The organism is Cellulosimicrobium funkei (assembly GCF_900155925.1).
Lineage (GTDB): Bacteria > Actinomycetota > Actinomycetes > Actinomycetales > Cellulomonadaceae > Cellulosimicrobium > Cellulosimicrobium funkei.
In genome coordinates this window covers 541,207-560,479 of the sequence record NZ_FTMI01000001.1, presented here as the reverse complement: position 1 = coordinate 560,479, position 19,273 = coordinate 541,207, and the positions used below count along the sequence as shown (strand labels likewise).

At 74.2% G+C, this 19,273-nt stretch carries 19 protein-coding genes; 14 read left to right on the top strand and 5 right to left on the bottom strand.

Annotation, left to right across the window (positions count from 1 at the left end; genetic code table 11):
* Positions 1-5: 5 nt before the first annotated feature.
* The 8 genes from BXA05_RS02430 (at position 6) to BXA05_RS02395 (ending at position 6,561) form a co-directional block, all read left to right on the top strand.
* Positions 6-608 (top strand): Na(+)/H(+) antiporter subunit C, encoded by a 603-nt coding sequence (locus BXA05_RS02430; protein WP_083711424.1) that lies wholly within the window; start codon positions 6-8, stop codon positions 606-608.
* Positions 605-2,218, top strand: a complete 1,614-nt coding sequence (locus BXA05_RS02425) for a Na+/H+ antiporter subunit D (protein WP_076403694.1) — start codon at positions 605-607, stop codon at positions 2,216-2,218. Before BXA05_RS02430 ends, BXA05_RS02425 begins: the two co-directional genes overlap by 4 nt.
* Positions 2,215-2,814, top strand: a complete 600-nt coding sequence (locus tag BXA05_RS02420; RefSeq protein WP_076403692.1) for a Na+/H+ antiporter subunit E — start codon at positions 2,215-2,217, stop codon at positions 2,812-2,814. Before BXA05_RS02425 ends, BXA05_RS02420 begins: the two co-directional genes overlap by 4 nt.
* Complete coding sequence (locus BXA05_RS02415) at positions 2,811-3,218, top strand: MrpF/PhaF family protein (RefSeq protein ID WP_076403690.1); 408 nt, start codon at positions 2,811-2,813, stop codon at positions 3,216-3,218. The genes BXA05_RS02420 and BXA05_RS02415 overlap by 4 nt, the downstream gene beginning before the upstream one ends.
* Complete coding sequence (gene mnhG, locus BXA05_RS02410; RefSeq protein WP_083711281.1) at positions 3,218-3,721, top strand: monovalent cation/H(+) antiporter subunit G; 504 nt, start codon at positions 3,218-3,220, stop codon at positions 3,719-3,721. The genes BXA05_RS02415 and mnhG overlap by 1 nt, the downstream gene beginning before the upstream one ends.
* A gap of 58 nt (positions 3,722-3,779) precedes the next feature.
* Positions 3,780-4,772, top strand: a complete 993-nt coding sequence (locus tag BXA05_RS02405) for a cation diffusion facilitator family transporter (RefSeq protein WP_083711279.1) — start codon at positions 3,780-3,782, stop codon at positions 4,770-4,772.
* A gap of 154 nt (positions 4,773-4,926) precedes the next feature.
* Positions 4,927-5,883, top strand: coding sequence for a CAP domain-containing protein (locus BXA05_RS20210; RefSeq protein ID WP_211435809.1), 957 nt, complete (start codon positions 4,927-4,929; stop codon positions 5,881-5,883).
* A gap of 135 nt (positions 5,884-6,018) precedes the next feature.
* On the top strand, positions 6,019-6,561 hold the full coding sequence (locus BXA05_RS02395) for a DoxX family protein (protein ID WP_076403688.1): 543 nt from the start codon (positions 6,019-6,021) through the stop codon (positions 6,559-6,561).
* A gap of 29 nt (positions 6,562-6,590) precedes the next feature.
* Here BXA05_RS02395 and BXA05_RS02390 read toward each other — a convergent pair whose 3' ends face one another.
* The 4 genes from BXA05_RS02390 to BXA05_RS02375 all read right to left on the bottom strand — a co-directional run bounded on the left by BXA05_RS02390 (position 6,591) and on the right by BXA05_RS02375 (position 10,530).
* Positions 6,591-7,172 (bottom strand): methylated-DNA--[protein]-cysteine S-methyltransferase, encoded by a 582-nt coding sequence (locus BXA05_RS02390; RefSeq protein WP_076403686.1) that lies wholly within the window; start codon positions 7,170-7,172, stop codon positions 6,591-6,593.
* On the bottom strand, positions 7,169-8,773 hold the full coding sequence (locus BXA05_RS02385; protein WP_076403684.1) for an AlkA N-terminal domain-containing protein: 1,605 nt from the start codon (positions 8,771-8,773) through the stop codon (positions 7,169-7,171). The genes BXA05_RS02390 and BXA05_RS02385 overlap by 4 nt, the downstream gene beginning before the upstream one ends.
* A gap of 33 nt (positions 8,774-8,806) precedes the next feature.
* Positions 8,807-9,484: a YczE/YyaS/YitT family protein gene (locus tag BXA05_RS02380; RefSeq protein ID WP_076403682.1), complete on the bottom strand. Its 678-nt coding sequence runs from the start codon at positions 9,482-9,484 to the stop codon at positions 8,807-8,809.
* A gap of 68 nt (positions 9,485-9,552) precedes the next feature.
* Complete coding sequence (locus BXA05_RS02375) at positions 9,553-10,530, bottom strand: alpha/beta hydrolase (RefSeq protein ID WP_076403680.1); 978 nt, start codon at positions 10,528-10,530, stop codon at positions 9,553-9,555.
* A 106-nt stretch (positions 10,531-10,636) separates the two neighbouring features.
* Between BXA05_RS02375 and BXA05_RS02370 the strand changes: the two genes are divergently transcribed.
* A complete protein-coding gene (locus tag BXA05_RS02370; RefSeq protein ID WP_168944758.1) occupies positions 10,637-11,968 on the top strand; it encodes an enoyl-CoA hydratase/isomerase family protein in 1,332 nt (443 codons plus the stop codon).
* A 74-nt stretch (positions 11,969-12,042) separates the two neighbouring features.
* Here the strand turns inward: BXA05_RS02370 and BXA05_RS20205 are convergent, their stop codons facing one another.
* Complete coding sequence (locus BXA05_RS20205) at positions 12,043-13,401, bottom strand: LppM family (lipo)protein (RefSeq protein WP_076403676.1); 1,359 nt, start codon at positions 13,399-13,401, stop codon at positions 12,043-12,045.
* 297 nt (positions 13,402-13,698) lie between these two features.
* On the opposite strand from BXA05_RS20205, the gene clpB reads away from it, so the two are divergent.
* The 5 genes from clpB to BXA05_RS02345 all read left to right on the top strand — a co-directional run bounded on the left by clpB (position 13,699) and on the right by BXA05_RS02345 (position 19,218).
* A complete protein-coding gene (gene clpB / locus BXA05_RS02360) occupies positions 13,699-16,320 on the top strand; it encodes an ATP-dependent chaperone ClpB (protein WP_076403673.1) in 2,622 nt (873 codons plus the stop codon).
* A gap of 430 nt (positions 16,321-16,750) precedes the next feature.
* Positions 16,751-17,080 (top strand): hypothetical protein, encoded by a 330-nt coding sequence (locus BXA05_RS19925; RefSeq protein WP_170963119.1) that lies wholly within the window; start codon positions 16,751-16,753, stop codon positions 17,078-17,080.
* A gap of 25 nt (positions 17,081-17,105) precedes the next feature.
* A complete protein-coding gene (locus tag BXA05_RS02355) occupies positions 17,106-17,630 on the top strand; it encodes a hypothetical protein (RefSeq protein ID WP_143311009.1) in 525 nt (174 codons plus the stop codon).
* Positions 17,627-18,121: a hypothetical protein gene (locus BXA05_RS02350; RefSeq protein ID WP_076403669.1), complete on the top strand. Its 495-nt coding sequence runs from the start codon at positions 17,627-17,629 to the stop codon at positions 18,119-18,121. Before BXA05_RS02355 ends, BXA05_RS02350 begins: the two co-directional genes overlap by 4 nt.
* Positions 18,122-18,171: 50 nt before the next feature.
* Positions 18,172-19,218, top strand: a complete 1,047-nt coding sequence (locus BXA05_RS02345; RefSeq protein ID WP_143311008.1) for a peptidoglycan-binding protein — start codon at positions 18,172-18,174, stop codon at positions 19,216-19,218.
* Positions 19,219-19,273: the final 55 nt, after the last annotated feature.

Sequence of the window (19,273 nt, the reverse complement as noted above, 5' to 3'; positions counted from 1 at the left end):
TCGACATGACGCCCAGCGTCGTCCTCGTCCTCGCGATCGGCGTGCTGTTCGCCGCGGGCGTCTACCTGCTCCTCGAGCGGAGCCTCACGCGCGTCCTGCTCGGGTTCATCCTCATGGGGAACGGCGCCAACCTGCTCTTCCTCGTCGCCGGCGGGCGCGCCGGGGGCGCGCCGCTCATCGGCACGACGCCCGAGGAGGACATGAGCGACCCGCTCGTCCAGGCGATGGTCCTCACGGCCATCGTCATCACGCTCGGCATCACGGCGTTCGTGCTCGCGATGGCCTACCGCTCGTGGCAGCTCCACGGCCACGACGAGGTGCAGGACGACCTCGAGGACCGCCGCGTCGCGCGGCACGCCGCGCGCAACGCGCCCGCGTTCGAGGACGCGGACACGGAGGAGAGCGGCGCCACCCTGGACGACGAGGCCGCCCAGGTCCGCGACGAGACCGACGGCGACGGCGACGGCGTCACGGACGGCGAGGAACCGCCGTCGGGCCCGGCGGGCCAGGACGCCGGGGACGCGACGGACGGCCGCACCGTCGGCTCCGACGCCCGGGACGACGCACGACCTGACGACCGACGGACCGACGGGAAGGAGCTGCGATGAGCCTCACCGCCGCGGCCCTCGTCCCGCTCCCCGTCGTCCTGCCGCTCGTCGCGGCCGGCCTCGCGCTCGCGCTCTGGCGCCACCCGCGCGCCCAGCGCATCATCACCGTGGCCGCGCTCGCGCTCGTCCTCGCGGCGTCCGTCGGCCTCCTGGTCGCGGCCGACTCGGGGCCGATCGTCGTCGACGTCGGCGGCTGGGCGGCGCCCGTCGGGATCGACCTCGTCGCGGACCGGCTCTCGTCGCTCATGCTCGTGGTGTCGAGCTTCGTCATGCTGTGCGTTCTGCTGTACTCGCTCGCGCAGGGCGTGGCGGACGGCGACGAGGAGGCGCCGGTCGCCATCTACCACCCGACGTTCATGGTGCTCGCGGCGGGCGTGTTCAACGCGTTCCTCTCGGGCGACCTGTTCAACCTCTACGTCGGGTTTGAGATCTTCCTCGCCGCGAGCTACGTGCTCCTCACGCTCGGCGGCACGGGCGAGCGCATCCGCGCCGGGTCGATCTACGTGGTCGTGGCGCTGCTCTCCTCGATCGTCTTCCTCGTCGCGATCGCGCTGACCTACGCCGCGACCGGCACGGTCAACCTCGCCCAGCTCTCGGAGCGGTACGCGGAGATCGACCCGGGGACGGCGCTCGCGATCCAGCTCCTGCTGCTGCTCGCGTTCGGCATCAAGGCGGCCATCTTCCCGCTGTCCGCGTGGCTGCCCGACTCCTACCCGACGGCGCCCGCGCCCGTCACGGCGGTCTTCGCGGGCCTGCTCACCAAGGTGGGCGTCTACGCGATCATCCGCACGCAGACGCTGCTCTTCCCCGAGGACAGCGTCGTCGACGACGTCCTCATGTGGCTCGCGCTGCTGACCATGGTCGTCGGCATCCTCGGCGCCGTCGCGCAGAACGACATCAAGCGACTGCTGTCGTTCACGCTCGTGAGCCACATCGGCTACATGATCTTCGGCATCGCGCTCGCGTCCGAGCCGGGCATGGCGGCCGCGATCTTCTACGTGGTGCACCACATCACGGTGCAGACGACGCTGTTCCTCGTCGTCGGCCTCGTGGAACGCCGCGGCGGGTCGACGTCGCTCGACCGGCTCGGCGGGCTCGCCAAGCTCGCGCCCGGGCTGGCCATCCTGTTCTTCATCCCGGCGATGAACCTCGCGGGCATCCCGCCGCTGTCGGGCTTCCTCGGCAAGGTCGGCCTCCTCGAGGAGGGCGTCGCCCAGGGCACGCCGCTCACGTGGGCGCTCGTCGTGGGGTCCGTCGTGACGTCGCTGCTCACGCTGTACGCGATCGTCAAGGCGTGGAACAAGGCCTTCTGGCAGACGGCGCCCGTCGAGATCCCCGCGGACGCGCGCCTGCCGCGCGGCATGGTCGGCCCGGCGACGGCGCTCGTCGCGTTCGGCCTCGCGCTCACCGTGGTCGCGGGCCCGCTCTACTCGTACACCGAGCGCGCCGCCGCGACGCTGCTCGACGGCCACACGTACGTCGACGCCGTGTTCCCCGGCGACTCCGACCGCGGCCAGGGCGAGTCGAACGAGGTCGCGACGGGCGAGAGCGACGGCACGGAACCTGTCGGCACCGAGCCGGCGGGCACGGGCGGAGGTGCGGACGGATGAGCCTGCACCGCCGCCGCCGCGCGCTCGCTTCCGGCTGGTTCGCCCGCGTCACCACGCAGTGGCGCACCGTCCTGTGGCTGACGATCGTCTGGGTCATGCTCTGGGGCGACCTGTCCGTGGGCAACGTGCTCGCGGGCGTCATCATCGGGTTCGCCGTCATCACCTTCTTCCCGCTGCCGTCGATCGCGGCGCGCGGGAAGTTCCGGCCGTGGCCGTTCCTCGTGCTCGTGGGGCGCTTCGTCTCCGACCTGGTCGTCGCGTCGTTCCAGGTGAGCCTCCTCGCGCTGAACCCGCGGCACACGCCGCGCGGCGCCGTCGTGGGCGTGCGGCTGCGGAACCCGTCCGACATCTACCTGACCATCACGGCCGAGCTGTCGTCGCTCGTGCCCGGCTCGATCGTCGTCGAGGCGCACCGCCTCACCGGGATGCTCTACCTGCACGTGCTCGACGTCGAGACCGCGGGCGGCGTGGAGAAGGTCCGCGAGGACACGCTCGCGCTCGAGGCGCGCGTGCTGCACGCGTTCGCGTCGAACGACGAGCTGCGGGCCGCCGGCCTGTACGACGTCCCGTCCGCGCGAGAGGTGGCCGAGGCATGAGCGACACCGTCTACCTCGTGATCGTCGTGGTGAGCGCCGTGCTGCTCGCCGCGGGGGCGAGCCTCGCCGTCGCGCGCGCCGAGCGCGGTCCGTCGATGCTCGACCGCACGATCGCGCTCGACGTCTTCACCACGACGCTGGTCGGGGCGATCGCGCTCGAGGCCGCGTTCTCCCGGCGCACGGACACCATCCCGATCCTCGTCGTGCTCTCGCTCGTCGGGTTCGTGGGCTCGGTGACGATCGCGCGGTTCGCGTCGGTCGAGCCCGAGGACGAGGGCCGCATCCGCACGGCCGAGGAGATCGCCGCCGAGGACGCCGCCCGCCGCGAGGCCGAGGAGTCCGACCGGGACTCGGCGGTCGACGCCGAGCACCACGGCGGCGCTCCCGAGGGGGAGGTGCGCTGATGGACCCGACCACCGGCCTGTGGGACACGATCGCCGACGTCGTGTCCGCGCTCTTCCTCCTGTGCGGCGCGTTCCTCGCGTTCGCCGCGGGCGTGGGCGTCGTGCGGTTCCCCGACCTGCTGGCGCGCATGCACGCGGCGACCAAGCCTCAGGTGCTCGGGCTGATCCTCGTGCTCGCGGGCCTGAGCCTGCGGCTGCGCTCGTGGGGCGCCGTCGCGACGCTGTTCCTCGTCGTCGTGTTCCAGCTCCTCACGTCGCCCGTCGCGGCGCACATGGTCGGCCGTGCGGGCTACCGCACGGGCAAGGTGCGCACGGACCTGCTCGTCGTCGACGAGCTCACGCGCGACCAGGAGGCGGCCGAGCGCGAGGACATGGGCGAGCACGACGACGCCGACCCGCACGGCGAGCCGGGCGCCACCGGCGGCGTCGAGCTCGCCGACACGGGCGACCCCGGGCCCGACGGCGCGGGACGCCCTGCCGACGCGGAGGGCTCGTCGCGCTGACACCGCCGCGCGCCCGGTCCCGCGCGCGGGTCCCGCACGCGGCTGGTAGACCGGCAGCATGCCCGACGCCCCCACGCCCGCCCCGCCGCAGCCGGAGTCGCGCAACCCGCGCGTCGCGCGACCGGAGGGTGGCGGCGACAGCACCGTCACGGTGATCGTCGCGTTCCTCGCGAACGCGCTCATCGCGGGCGCGAAGACGGTCGCCGCGACGGTGACCGGCTCGGCGTCGATGCTCGCGGAGGCCGTCCACTCGTGGGCGGACACGGGCAACGAGATCTTCCTCCTCGTCGCCGACCGGCGCTCGCGCCGCCCGGCGGACACCGAGCACCCCCTCGGGTTCGGCCGCGAGGCGTACGTGTGGTCGATGTTCGCGGCGATCGGGCTGTTCGCGGTCGGCGCGGGGGTGTCGATCACGCACGGCATCCAGGAGCTGGTGCACCCGCAGCCGGCGGACGACTTCGTGGTCGCCTACGCGGTCCTCGCCCTGGCGTTCGTGCTCGAGGGGGTGTCGTTCCTGCGCGCCCGGCGGCAGGCGCGGGCCGAGGCGCGGGCGGCGGACCGCGACACCTTGCACCACGTGCTCGTCACGTCGGACCCGACGCTGCGCGCGGTGTACGCGGAGGACGCCGCCGCGCTGATCGGCCTCGTGGTCGCGTTCGGGGGCGTCCTGGCCCACCAGCTCACCGGGTCGCCCGTGCCCGACGCCGTCGGGTCGATCGTCGTCGGCCTCGTCCTCGCGGTGGTGTCCGTCGTGCTCATCGACCGCAACCGGCGGTTCCTCGTGGGGGAGGCGGCGATGCCGGCGACGCGCGCCGCGGTGCTCGCGGGCATCCGCGACCTGCCGGAGGTCGAGCGCGTCACGTACCTGCGGCTCGAGTACGTCGGGCCGCGCGCGCTGTACCTCGTGGCGAGCGTGGACCTGCGCGGCGACGAGTCCGAGACGTCCGTCGCCCGTCGGCTCGACGAGCTCGAGCGCCGGGTGACGTCCGTGCCGCTCATCGCGGGCGCGGTGTTCACGGTCTCCGCCCCGGAGGAGCCGTCGATCGTCTGACCCGGCGGCCGACCCCCCGTCGAACGGGCGCAGAACGGACGAAGCGGTACACATCCATGTTCCTGATGGGTAGGGTCGAGCGATGGTCTCGCAGCGCACGCCCCGGCACCGTTCGGCGGGGGCGGCGCCCGCGCCGTCTTCCGAGTCGTCTCCTGTGCCCGCGTCCTCCGCCGCGCCCGCACGCCGGCGCGGCGGCCCGTTCGCCCGGCACCTGCGGTCCGGTCCGCGCGTCGCGGTGACGTCGGGCGTCGCCGCCGCCCTGCTCCTCGGCCCTCCGCTGGGCCTCACGGCCGCGACGGTGACGGGCGAGATCCGGCCCGAGCACGTGGGCTCGCTCGGCCCCGTCGTCGCGGCGCTCCCGTGGCAGGGGAGCGCGCCGCAGGAGTGGCTCGCGGGGCGCGACCCGCGCGACGACCGCGCGTCGCGCACCCTGGCCGACGCGCGGGACGACCAACCCGCGGACGCCCCGACGGCGCCCGGCGCGCCCGGGGCCGACGACGCGCCGCCCGCGGAGACTGCGCCCGCGCCCGCGGCGACCGAGGAGCCTCCCGCCGAGCCGGTGCCGACGCCCACGCCGGAGGACGTGCCGCCCGCCGAGGGCGCGGCGGACCCGGCCGGCCCGGACGGCGCGACCGCGTCGGGCCCGACGCCCGGCAGCGGAACGGCCGACGGCGCCGCGCCGGCTGCCGGGACCGCCTCGGCCGCCGGGGCGGCGGCGCCGGGCGGAGCCGGTCCCGGGGCGCTCACGGCGGAGGGCGCGGCGGTCGTCGAGCTGACGAACGCGGAGCGGGCCGCCGCCGGGTGCGAGCCGCTCGCCGTCGACGACCGGCTCACCGCCGCGGCGCAGCTCCACAGCGAGGACATGGACGCGCAGGGGTACATGGACCACACGAGCCTCGACGGCCGCTCGCCGTGGGACCGGGCGCACGCGCAGGGCTACCTGAACCCGGGCGCCGAGAACGTGGCGAAGGGCTACCGGACCGCCCAGGACGTGGTGCGCGGGTGGATGGACTCGCCGGGCCACCGCGCGAACATCCTCGACTGCGGCCTGCGGGAGATCGGCGTCGGGCACGCGAACGGGGCGTGGACGCAGGTCTTCGGCTGGGGCTGAGCCCCGGCCCCTCTCGGCGGCGGGCGCACCGCCCGTCCCGCGTGTCGCGGGAGCAGCCCCACGCGCGGTGAATATCGCAGGTCCGCTATCTTATCGCCGGAAAGTGGAACGCTACTGCTCGACGAGGAGTTCAGAATGGCCCCCACCGGACCCGCCGCACCGACCCCGTCCACCCTCGCCCCCGCTGCGGAGGGGCCGCGGCGCGCCGCGGCCCGGCGGCTCCGCGAGGGGCTCTGCGAGCGCCTCGCCGCCTGGTCCGTGCCGGCCCTGCGGGTCGCCCTCGGCCTCGTCTTCCTCGTCTTCGGGGTGCTCAAGTTCTTCCCGGGCGCGAGCCCGGCGGAGCAGATCGTGCGCCGCACGGTCGAGGCGCTGACCTTCGGCCTCGTCGACGGCACCGCCGCCGTGGTCCTCACGGCGGTCGTCGAGACGGCGGTCGGGCTCGCGCTCCTCACCGGTCGTGCGCTGCGGGCCGGGCTCGTCGTGCTCGCCGTCACGCTGGCCGGCGTCCTCTCCCCGGTCGCGCTCTTCCCGGGCGACCTGTTCGGCGACGGCATGACCCTCATGGGTCAGTACGTGCTCAAGGACGTCGTGCTCGTCGCCGCCGCCGGGGTGGTGGCGGCGGCGACGCTCGGGGCCCGGTTCACGCTCGCGGAGCCGGCGCGCGCTCCGGCGGCGTGAGATGCCGGGCCGGTCCGTCCGCGCCGGGCTCAGCGCGCCGGTGCAGAGACGGTCGCCCGGGCCTCGCGGTCGAGGAGGCTGCGCTTGACGTCCAGTCCGTAGCGGAAGCCGCCGAGGCTGCCGTCCGTGCGCAGGACGCGGTGGCAGGGCACGAACAGGGCCGCCGCGTTCATCGCGCAGGCGCCCGCGGCGGCGCGCACGGCGGCGGGCCGCCCCGACAGCTCGGCGTACCGGGTGTAGGTCACCGGGTCGCCGGGCTCGACCGTGCGCAGCACGTCCCACGCGTGCGCGCGGTAGGGGCCCGAGGCCTGCCGCACCGGCACGGCGTCGATCGCGCGCACGTCGCCCGCGTAGTAGGCCCGGACGGCGGCGACGGCGGTCGCGACGGCGGGGTCGCCGTCGGGCACGGGGGAGACCGTCGCCGGGCGCAGGCCGGGGTGCACGAGCGCGACGAGGTCCGCGGGCTCGTCCGTCCAGCCGGACGCGAGGACCGCGCCGGCGGCGTCGACGACGACCGTGAACGGGCCGTCGGGCGTGGTGAGCGTCGTGGTGGCGGCCGGGCTCGTGCCTGCCGTCGCGGTGGTGGTGGTCGGGGCGGGTGCGGTGGTCACGGGGTCTCCTTCGCAGGGGTCGGGGTGGGCGCGGAGGCGCGCCAGAGGTGCATCGCGGCGTACGAGCGCCACGGCGCCCAGAGCTCGGCGCGGGCGGCGAGCGCGCGGCGGTCGTCGGGCAGGCCGAGCGCGGCGGCGCCGACGCGGAGCGCGAGGTCGCCGTCGAGCAGGACGTCGGGGTCGTGCAGCACGCGCATCGCCACGTACCCGGAGGTCCACGGCCCGACGCCGGGCATCGCCTCGAGCGCCGCGCGCTGGGCCGCGGGGTCGTCGGCCGGGGAGAGGGCGAGCGACCCGTCGGCGAGGGCGTGCGCGACGCCGAGCACCGCGGCCGTGCGCCGGGCGGGACCGCGCAGGTGGTCCGCGCCCCCGGCGGCGAGCTGCGCGGGCGTCGGGAACAGGCGCGTCGGCCCGAACCGCGACGCGAAGGGCGTCCCGAGCGCGACGGCGAGCCGCGACAGGTGCGTCCGCGCGGCCGCGACCGAGATCTGCTGCCCGACGAGCGCGCGCACGAGGATCTCGGCGGGGTCCACCGCCCCCGGGACGCGGATACCCGGCACCGCGCGCACCGAGGCGGCGAGCGCGGGGTCCGCCGCGAGGGCCGCGTCCACGGCGGCCGGGTCGGCGTCGAGGTCGAACAGCCGCCGGACGCGCGCGATCGCGGCCGGGAGGTCGGCCACGGACGTCAGCTCGAGCTCCACGTGGAAGCGCGGTGCGCGCCGTCGGCTCCCGGGCGGCGGCCCGTAGGTGGCCCGGAACGCGCCCGGCCCGTGCGGCAGCGCGAGCGTCCGCGCGTAGGAGAGCAGCGGGCCGTCGAGGTCGACGACCTCGACGCCGTCGACGGCGCGTGCCGCGAGGAACGCGAACACGCCGCGCGCGTCGAACGGCTCGCGCAGGGGAAGGGTGAGGTCGAGCGCGGCGGTGGCGCCGCCGTCGTCCGCGGTGGACCCGGCGGGAGCTGCGGCGGGCGGGCGGCGCGGGTCGCCGGTCGACGGCGCCCGGTCCGGTCGGGCCCGACGCCGCAGCTCACCCGGCGTCGTGTCGAAGACCTCGGTGATCGTGTCGTTGAACTGCCGCACGCTCCCGAAGCCGGCGGCGAACGCGACGTCGGCGAGCCGCAGGTCCGTCCCCATGAGCAGCGCCCGCGCCGTCTGGGCGCGCAGCGCGCGGGCGAGCGCGACCGGGCCGGCGCCGAGCTCCGCGACGAGCACGCGGTGCACGTGCCGGGCCGAGTACCCGAGGCGGGCGGCGAGGCCGTCGACGCCCTCGCGGTCCACGACGCCGTCCGCGACGAGCCGCATGGCCCGGGCGGAGAGGTCGTGCCCGAGGTCCCAGCTCGGCGTGCCCGGCACCGCCTCCGGGAGGCAGCGCTTGCACGCGCGGTAGCCGGCCTCGTGGGCGGCGGCCGAGGTGAGGTAGAAGGTGACGTTCTCGGGCTTCGGGGTGCGCGCCGGGCACGACGGCCGGCAGTAGATGCCGGTGCTGCTCACGGCGGTGATGAACTGCCCGTCGAAGCGGCGGTCGCGCGACGCGATGGCGCGGTAGCGCTCGGCGAACACGGGGTCCGTGGTCGCCGGGGGCGTCGCGAGGGTCGTCGTCATGACTCGATCCTCACTCGCCGGACCACGCCCTGGCTAGCGGGATTCGGACACGACGCTGTGGTCGTCGTCGGGCAGAGCGCGGCGGAGCAGGGGCTTGTTCACCCGCTCGGTGAAGAAGTCGATGAGCGGACCGGCGAAGAACGCGGTCATGACCGTCCCGACACCGACCGGGCCGCCCAGCGCGACGGCCAGACCGAGGAACCCGAGGTCCTGCGCGACTCGGACGACGCGGTACCGCGCGCGCGTGCGGTCGACGACGATCGGTGCGACAGCGTCGTACGGCGCGGTCCCCACGCCCGCCGTCATGTACGCGGACGCGCCCGCGGTGAACAGGACGATCCCCACGACGAACAGCCCGGTCTGGACGAGGTGGCTCGGAGGGTCCGGGACGAGCGGGGCGAGGAGCGCGGAGAACCACTGGACGAAGAATCCCGTCATGACCATGTTGATGATCGTTCCGACACCGATGTAGGTCCGCCCCCACACCACGACGGGGACGAGCAGCACCGCGTTGACCGCGAGCTGGTAGACGCCGAGGTCGATCCCGAGCAGCGTGCTCGCACCGATGTTCGCGGCGGTGAACGGATCCACGCCGACCTGTGCGGACAGCAGCACCGCCGACCCCAGGCCGAGCACCGCCACACCGACGAGCGCCCAGGCCGCGCGCAGCACGACGTGGGAAGGGCGGGTCCGAGGTGCGCGCGTGGTCACACGGCGACGCTAGGGGCGCGTCCCCGCGGGCGCGACCGCGGAGACCGGGGTGAGCAGACCGTCGCGGCTCAGACGCGCGCGTCGAGCCAGTCGAGGACCTCGCGCAGGTACGCCGACCGGGCGGGCTCGGGGGAGAGCGCCAGGTCGTGCGCGCCGCCCTCGACCGTGACGACCGTGACGTCGTCGCCCAGCCGCTCGGCGCGCGACGTGATGTGCCCGACGTCGAGCACGCTGTCGGTCGTGAGCAGGGCGTCGTGCCAGCCCGACGCCGGGCCGCTGCGCGCGGACGCGAGCACGAGCACCGGGCAGTCGACGTGCAGCCCGCGTGCGACGCGGGCGTGGCCCCGGCGCACCGCCCGCAGGAACCCGGCGCGCACCGGGAACCCCTCGATCGGCTTCCACGCGAGGTCGAAGTCCCACTCGCCGCCGGTGCTCGCGTGCAGCGCCTCCGCCCAGTGCGGGTCGAGCGCACCCACGACGAGCCGCGGCGCGACCCGCCCGACGACGTCGACCACCCACGTCACCGGGCCGCGGAACACCCACGGCTTGTTGAGGTCGAACCACGGGCTGTTGAGCACGAGCGCCGCGAGCCGGCCGGGCCGCGCGTCGGCCCACAGGCTCGCGAGGAGACCGCCGGTCGAGTGCCCGAGCACCACGAGCCGGTCGTGCCCCTCGGCGCGCACCGCGCGCGCCGCCGCGTCGAGGTCCTGCGCGTAGACGGCGAGGTCGGTGACGAAGTTCGGGTCGTCGTCGGGCCGCGACGGCGCGCCCGAGCCGCGGCCGATCGAGCGCCCGTAGCCGCGCAGGTCGACGGCGTAGAACCGGTACCCGCGCGCCTCGACCGCCTCCGCGACGTGCGTCTGGAAGAAGTAGTCGATGAACCCGTGCACGTACAGCACCGCGGGCCGGTCGCCCGCGGGCGCCGCGGCGTCGCGCCGCACCAGGGTCGCCACCGCGCCGTCCGGGAGGTCGAGGTCGCGCGCGACCCAGTCCCCGCCCAGCACGTCGGGCCGCCAGGTCCCGTCCGTCCACGTCGCCTCGTCCACCGCCGCCTCCTCGCTGCCGCCGGCACCGCCGGCCCGACCCCTCTGCCGTGCCAGGGTCCCACGTCGTGCGCGCCCGCGGACGCCGACGGGCGGTAGCGTGACGCGGATGACGAGCGAGATCCTCGCCCGCGTCGACGACGGCGTCGGGCACCTCACCCTGGACCGGCCCCGCGCGCTCAACGCGCTCGGGTACTCGATGCTCGGCGAGATCGCCGACGTGCTGGACGAGTGGCGCGTCGACCCGACCGTGCGGCTCGTGCTGCTCGACGGCGCGGGCGACCGCGGCCTGTGCGCGGGCGGCGACATCCGTGAGCTGCACGCGTCGGTCGTCGCCGGGCGGCAGGCCGACGCGCGCCGGTACTTCCGGCGCGAGTACGCGGTCGACGCGGCGCTCGCGGAGCTGCCCGTGCCCGTCGTGACGATCATGGACGGCATCACCATGGGCGGCGGCGTCGGCCTCGCGGCCCACGCGCCGGTCCGCGTCGTCACCGAGCGCTCGCGCGTCGCGATGCCCGAGACGCGGATCGGCTTCACGCCCGACGTCGGCGGGTCGTGGCTCCTCGCCCGCGCGCCCGGGCGGCTGGGGGAGATGCTCGCGCTCGGCGCGGTGACGATGGACGCCGCCGACGCGATCCACGCCGGGTTCGCCGACCACTACGTGCCGAGCGAGCGGCTGCCCGTGCTCGGCGCGGACCTCGCCGCGCTCGCGAGCGCGGGCGTCGACCCGCTCGACGTCGAGGCCGTGCGCGACGTCGTGCGGCGGCACGCCCTCCCGGCGCCGGTGTCCGGGCTCGTCGCGCGCCGCGCCGCGATCGACGCCGCGTACGCGGCGGACACGGTGCCGGAGATCGTGGCGCGCCTGCGCGCGGCCGCCGCCGACGGCGACGAGCGCGCGGGTGCGGAGGCGGACGAGCTCGAACGGCTGTCGCCCACGGCGGTCACCGTCGCGCTCGCGGCCGTCCGCAGCGCGCGCGACCTGCCCGACCTCCGCGCGGCGCTCGCCCAGGAGTACGGGCTCGTCTGCTGGTTCGTCGACACGCAGCCCGACCTCGTCGAGGGGATCCGCGCGCAGGTGGTCGACAAGGACCGCGACCCGTCGTGGCGCCCCGCGACGCTCGCGGAGGTCGACCCCGCGCTCGGCGCCGAGGCGCTCGCCTACGTGCCCGCGGAGGCGCTGTGGGACGACGCCCTCGGCCCGCGGCTCGCGCGCCGCGCAGTCGAGGCCGTCGTGCGCCGCTTCAGCGAGGGGGATCCGACGCCCGACGAGCTCGCCGCGGCGCACGACGACCTCGTCGTCGAGCTCGTGGAGCGGCACGAGGACGGGAGCGTCGTCGTGCACCTCGCCGACACGTGCGGCGAGCACTTCCTCGACGGCTACTGGCCCGCGGTGCGGCTCGACGCCGTCGGCGACGTCGTCGAGGTCACCGTCGAGTCCTGAGCGGTCCCGGACGCACGACGGCCCGCCCCCGGTCTCCCGGGGCGGGCCGTCGTGTCGTGCGGGGTGCGGACCGCTCAGTCGGTCGGCGGGCGCAGGCGCGTCGCGTCGTCGATCTCGTCGTCGGGACCGGCCTGCGCGCCCGGGCCGTCCTGGCCCGCGGGGCCCGGCTGCGGCGGGAGCGGCTGGGTCGGTGCCGGCGGCTGGTGCGGCGGGAGCGGCTGGGTCGCTCCCGGCGGGACGGGCGGCTGGGCGGGCAGCGGCGTCGTCGGGGACGACTGCGGGTGCGGCGCGCCGGGGGGCGCGAACGGCGCGGCGCCCGGGTAGCCGCCCTGCTGCGGCGGTGCCGGCGGCTGGCCGCCGTACGGGCCACCCTGCTGACCCAGGCCGGACGGCGTCCCGTAGCCCTGCGGCTGACCGGGCTGGCCCGGGTGCTGGCCCTGCTGGCCGGGGTACTGGCCCGGCTGACCCGGGTACTGACCCTGCTGGCCGGGCTGACCGGGGTACTGGCCCTGCTGGCCGGGGTGCGCGCCGGGCTGGCCGTACTGGCCGGGGTACTGGCCCTGCTGGCCCTGCCCGGGGTACTGGCCCTGCTGGCCCGGGTACGGCTGCTGGCCGGGGTACTGACCCTGCTGGCCGGGCTGGCCCGGGTACTGACCCGGCGCGCCGTAGACGCCCTGCTGGCCGGGCTGGCCGGGGTACCCGCCCTGCGGGAAGCCCGTGCCCTGGCCGTCCTGCGTGCCGGGCTTCGAGCGGAGCACGAGCCACAGCACGAGGCCGATGATGCCGAGCAGCACGAGGCCGCCGACCAGGAACCAGATCCACGCCGACGAGCCGGACCCGTCGGAGCTCTCGGCGTCGGGCGCGGTCGCGCCGTCGTCGGTGCCCTCGTCCGTGCCCTCGTCCGTCCCCGAGCCCGCGGAGCCGCCGGGCACGGCCGAGCCGCGCGCCGTCATCTCGTTGACCTCGCCGACCACCGGGGTCCACGTCACGGTGTTGCCGTCGACCTCGCCGTTGGACTCCGCCACCTCGCCGGGGAACGTGATGGCGATCTTGATGTCGAGGCCCTCCATCATCTGCCGCGACATCTCGTCGGTCGCCGCGTCGCCCGTGTCCGGGTTGAACTCCTCACCCGTCATGTCCATCGAGCCGCTCACGACGTACTCGTCGCCCTCGCGGGTGACGGAGATCGAGTCGGCGGCGCCGGTGTCGAGCTGCGCGATCGGCTGGTCGGCGTAGGTGATCTTGGTGCCGGTGTAGCCGTCCTGCGCGTACGGCTCCTGCGTCGCGCCTTCCGGCATCTCGGACTCCATCTCGGAGCCCATCTGGTCCCAGAGCTCCTGGGGGTCCGAGCCCATCGACTCGGCGACCTCGTCCGAGAACGCCATGACGACGCTGCCGTCGAACGTGTCGTCCTCGTTGAGGGTGATGGCCATGTCCATCCTCATGCACCCCGCGAGGAACAGTGCGAGGGTGGCGAAGAGGGCGCCGAGGCCGAGTCGTCTGCGCAAGGGTGAGGAGTTCACCCGCCCAGCATGTCTCGGATCGTCGCCCGGGGCGAGGGTCGATGCCGATTTGAGACGGAATGCGGCCGGACTTCATCCGCTCCGAGGGCGTGCGAGGACGGCGAGCGGTCGTCCGGGAGTGCCGAACGAAGTTGAGCGGAATACACTCAACTTAGGAGTCGTTCCACTGGTCAGACCAGATTTTCGAGGCATCACATCGGAGCACCTATGGAAACGAAGTTCACCACGATGTCGCAGCAGGCGATCGGCGAGGCGATCCAGACCGCGTCGGCCGCCGGCAACCCGCAGCTCGAGCCGACCCACCTCCTGGCCGCGCTGCTCACGCAGGAGGGCGGCGTCGCCGTCGGGCTCCTGGACGCCGTCGGCGCGGACAAGCAGGCCGTCGGGCAGAAGGTGCGCGCGGCGCTCGTCGCGCTGCCCACCGCGAGCGGCTCGGCCGTCGCGCAGCCGACGCCGTCGCGCGCCACGTCCGCGGCCCTCGACGCCGCCGCGAAGGAGGCCCAGGCGCTCGGCGACGAGTACGTCTCGACGGAGCACCTGCTCCTCGGCATCGCGGCCGGGTCGTCGCAGGCCGCGACGATCCTCCAGCAGGCCGGCGCGACCGCCGAGGCCTTGCGCTCCGCGCTGCCCGCCGTCCGCGGGAGCGCGCGCGTGACGAGCCCCAACCCGGAGGGCACCTACAAGGCGCTGGAGCAGTACGGGACCGACCTCACGGCGCGCGCCGCCGAGGGCAAGCTCGACCCCGTCATCGGTCGCGACTCCGAGATCCGGCGCGTCGTGCAGGTGCTCAGCCGCCGCACCAAGAACAACCCGGTGCTCATCGGCGAGCCGGGCGTCGGCAAGACCGCCGTCGTCGAGGGTCTCGCCCAGCGCATCGTCGCGGGCGACGTCCCGACCTCGCTCCAGGGGAAGCGCCTCGTGTCGCTCGACCTCGCGAGCATGGTCGCGGGCGCGAAGTACCGCGGCGAGTTCGAGGAGCGCCTCAAGGCCGTCCTGGAGGAGATCAAGTCCTCCGACGGCGAGGTCGTCACGTTCATCGACGAGCTGCACACGGTCGTCGGGGCGGGCGCGGGCGGCGAGGGCGCCATGGACGCGGGCAACATGCTCAAGCCGATGCTCGCGCGCGGCGAGCTGCGCCTCGTCGGCGCGACCACGCTCGACGAGTACCGCGAGTACATCGAGAAGGACCCGGCGCTCGAGCGCCGGTTCCAGCAGGTGTTCGTCGGCGAGCCCTCGGTGGAGGACACCGTCGCGATCCTGCGCGGGCTCAAGGAGCGGTACGAGGCGCACCACAAGGTGACGATCGCCGACTCCGCGCTCGTCGCCGCGGCGTCGCTCTCCGACCGGTACATCACCGGGCGCCAGCTCCCGGACAAGGCGATCGACCTCGTCGACGAGGCGGCGTCGCGCCTGCGCATGGAGCTCGACTCCTCGCCGATCGAGATCGACGAGCTGCAGCGCGCCGTCACGCGGCTCGAGATGGAGGAGGTCGTGCTGTCCGAGTCGACGGACCCCGCGTCGCTCGAACGGCTCGAGAAGCTGCGCGCCGACCTCGCGGACCGTCGCGAGGAGCTCGCCGCGCTCACCGCGCGGTGGGAGGCCGAGAAGGCGGGTCACAACCGCGTCGGCGACCTGCGCGCGAAGCTCGACGAGCTGCGCGTCCAGGTCGAGCGCGCGATCCGCGAGGGCGACCTCGAGACCGCGGGCCGGCTGCAGTACGGCGAGATCCCGCAGGTGCAGCGCGAGCTCGACGAGGCCGAGGCGGCCGAGCAGGCCGACGACGCGTTCGCCGCGTCCGGCCCCGAGGCCGCGCCGATGATCGCGGACAAGGTCGGCGCCGACGAGATCGCGGAGGTGGTGTCCGCGTGGACGGGCATCCCCGCCGGCCGCATGCTCCAGGGCGAGAGCGAGAAGCTCCTGCACATGGAGGAGGCCATCGGGGAGCGCCTCATCGGCCAGCAGGCCGCCGTCCGCTCCGTGTCCGACGCCGTCCGCCGCTCGCGCGCGGGCGTCGCCGACCCGGACCGCCCCACGGGCTCGTTCCTCTTCCTCGGCCCCACGGGCGTCGGCAAGACGGAGCTCGCGAAGTCGCTCGCCGACTTCCTCTTCGACGACGAGCGCGCCATGGTGCGCATCGACATGTCCGAGTACTCCGAGAAGCACTCGGTCGCCCGGCTCGTCGGCGCGCCCCCGGGGTACGTCGGCTACGAGGAGGGCGGCCAGCTCACCGAGGCCGTCCGGCGCCGGCCGTACTCGGTCGTGCTGCTCGACGAGGTCGAGAAGGCGCACCCCGAGGTCTTCGACATCCTGCTGCAGGTGCTCGACGACGGCCGTCTCACCGACGGCCAGGGCCGCACGGTCGACTTCCGCAACGTCATCCTCGTGCTGACGTCGAACCTCGGCTCGCAGTTCCTCGTCGACCCGATGCTCGACGACGCGGAGAAGCGCGAGGCCGTCATGAGCACGGTGCGGGCGTCCTTCAAGCCCGAGTTCCTCAACCGGCTCGACGACGTCATCGTGTTCGAGCCGCTGACGATCGAGGAGCTCGGCCGGATCGTCGACATCCAGGTCGCCGCGCTCGGCCGGCGCCTCGCGGACCGGCGCATCACGCTCGACGTGACGACGGCCGCCCGCGAGTGGCTCGCGCTCGAGGGCTTCGACCCGGCGTACGGCGCGCGCCCGCTGCGCCGCCTCGTGCAGCGCGAGATCGGCGACCGCCTCGCGCGGATGCTGCTCTCGGGCGACGTCGCCGACGGCGACGTCGTGCGGGTCGACCGCGACCCCGAGGGCGACGGTCTCGCCCTCGGCACGGAGATCCTCACAGCCTGATATCCCGCTCGGCTGCCCCCCGCGCCACGTGCTGTCGTCGAACGGCTGGCACGTGGCCTGGGGCGGGGTCGTGCCCTGCCCGCCCTGCGGCTAGGGCCGCGCTCTCGAGCCTTGAGGAGAGGGTGCGGCCGGGTGCCCGGGACGACGTCCGTAGCCCCCCGGACCGGCGCCGGGAGGCATCCTGATCCTCGATTCGCGCGTTCACGCGGACCTTTGCGCACCCGGTCCGTCATCACGGTCACGATGCGTCACGTCCATGGCTCGCCAGAGGCGACCCCCGGGGAGTCGCGCCGTCCCAGGTAACGCTGCCCGTCCGCGTCCCCGGCGGCTCTTTGTTAGCACCTCAGATTGAGGTCTTGTGGCGCGCGCACTGGCGTGCAATCCTCGTGCCAGCCGCCCAGGGGGGGGCGGCAAGACAGGGGAAATCGCGATGAAGCGAAGATTGGTCTCAGCCATTGCGGCGTCAGCCCTCGTGATCGGTGCGGTCGTGGCAGTGCCTGTCACAGCTGCGGCGACACCCGGGATCAACGGCTGCCACTTCCAGATCTACGACTGGGCGACATACACCGAGACCTTTCGTGGAAACTGTGGACTGACGCGTGCGCGGTTCGACTATCGCACCACCAACGGTGGGGTGTTCCAGGACATCGCCTACTGGCACACATGGTCCGAGACGAGTCGTTACCCGTCGTCCTGGAGAGTCGCGAACTACGGTCAGGTGTGGGACCGCAATCAAACCAGCGGGTGGAAGGTGCCGTGATCGTATGACGGTGCCGGGACGATGGTTGTCGACCGTCGTCGCTGCGGTTGCTCTCCTGTCCGGCTGTTCCCAGAACGCCGGGCAGGAGGGCCCGTACGCAGCAGAGTTCGATGCTGCATACGAGGCATCGACGTCCGATTTCGAACGGGGCGTGCTGCGCGACGGAACCATCTCGGACGCGGAGATGGTCGAGGCTCGGAGCCGACTCGTCGCGTGCTTGGAAGACCGTGGCGTCCCGGTGGAAGCTCTCGGTGACCGGTATCGGCTCGGACCGTTCGAGGACGAAGCGGAGTCCCGAGGCGCGGACTCGATCCTCGCAGAGTGCGAGACCGGGACGACAGCGCTCATCGAGCCTCTCTACGCGGCTGTCCTCGGGAATCCTCAGGACGAGGACGTGAACACCGCCGTCGCAGAGTGCATGGTCCGGCACGGTGCGCGAGGGGCCGACTATTCCGCCGACGACGTCGTCCGCGAGATCGGTGAGAGGGCTTTCGACGGGCTCGAGCCGGATGCATGGGAAGTGCGATGCATGAGGAATCCGGACTCGTGAGAAGCGACGCCGGCCGTGCGACGGTATCGCTGCTCGTCGCCTGTGCCGTCGCGTTCGCGGGGGCGTGCACGGCCCGTCCGACCGTCCCTCCGCTGACTCTCGAGGAGAGCCGTGAGCTCGTGGACGCAGCAGATGTTCGGACAGTCGTGCTGCCCGAGGGTTTTGCGTATGACGGGGTGGTCCGAGATCGGGCGATCGACGAGTCGCTCAACGATGTCCCGATCGGTTTCTCCCGCGAGTGGGGGCAGGCCCTGGGGAGGCCCGTGTTCGTCGTCTACGAGTTTGTCGGATCGTGCGGGGGCGAGCCGGAGCGCGGATGGACGTACGTCTTCGACGCCGACTCGGAACCGGAGTGCATCATCGAGCCGACGTCCGATGAAGCGCTCGAGAGGGTCGTGGATCTTGCCGATCGCTCGGTCGGCTCGCGTGGTCCCGTCGTCGTGGTGATGGACCGCGACCGCTCGCTGGTCGTCGATCTCGCGAAGGACTGATCCAGGCAGGAACCTCTCGGAGTGCCTGGGTTCGAAGAAATGCAGGGGTGATGACGGTGAGCAAGAGTGACGGGCCCGGGGTCACGGTGGCCACGATCATGCTGGGCGTGGTGACGCTTCTTGCGGGTGGCGTGGCCGCAGGTGTGGTTCTGGCGCCGGATCGTGTGCCGCAGAGCGTACGGTCGCCGGAGGCGGTGGCTACGGCGCCGGTCTCGTCGCAGGCATTCGACGACATGCGGCGGGTGAAGGTGACGCCGCAGGTCGCGCAGGATACGCCGCTGTCGTTGGCGGGCTCGGGTCGGGTGACGGCGTCGTCGTGCGTGCCGGGTGGGGTGATCGAGTCGGGATCGAGCCCCGTGACGATCGACGACCGGCCGGTTCTGGCGCTGGCGACGTCGATCCCGCTGTGGCGTGACCTCGCCCCGGGCGCGGAGGGTGACGACGTGCGTGCGCTCCAGGCCGAGCTCGCGCGGATCGGGTTCCCTGTTCGTGCGGACGGGGAGTATGGGGACGCGACGAAGACGGCGGTGGCGCGTCTGTTCGAGGAAGCCGGGGCTGCAGAGCCGTCGGATGACCTTCCGGCGGCGTCCGTGCTGTGGTTGCCGGCGCCGTCGGTGGCGGTGGCGGAGTGCGGGGCGCCGTTGGGCACGGTCGCGGGCGACGAGTCGTTCATGACCGTTGCAGGCGGGCTGTCGTCGTTGCAGCTCGCTGACTCGGTCAGGGACGGCGCCCCGGGTGCGCGGGTGGTGCGGTACGGAGAGCTGACCGCGCCGGTGGGCGAGGGCGGCGTGGTGACGGACCCGACGTTCCTGGAGGAGGTGCAACGAGGTCCGGAGCTCGAGGCGTGGCAGCGTTCGGAGGGCTCGGAGCCGGTGACGCTGGAGTACGTGCTGGCCGAGCCGCTGGACGTGGCGGTGGTGCCCCCGGGCGCGTTGTTCGCGCTGTCGGGCAGTTCGGGGTGTGTCGTGGGAGACGGTAGCCCCCGGCCGGTGACGGTGGTGTCGTCGTCCTTGGGGCAGACGTTGGTGACGTTCGACGGCGCTGCGCCGTCCGTCGTCGACCTCACGCCGCAACAGGGGCAGTCATCGTGCGCATGAGGCCGCGCAGAGCGGGCCGAGGGAGCCCAGACGCAGGAGCGCCGAAAGACAAGTA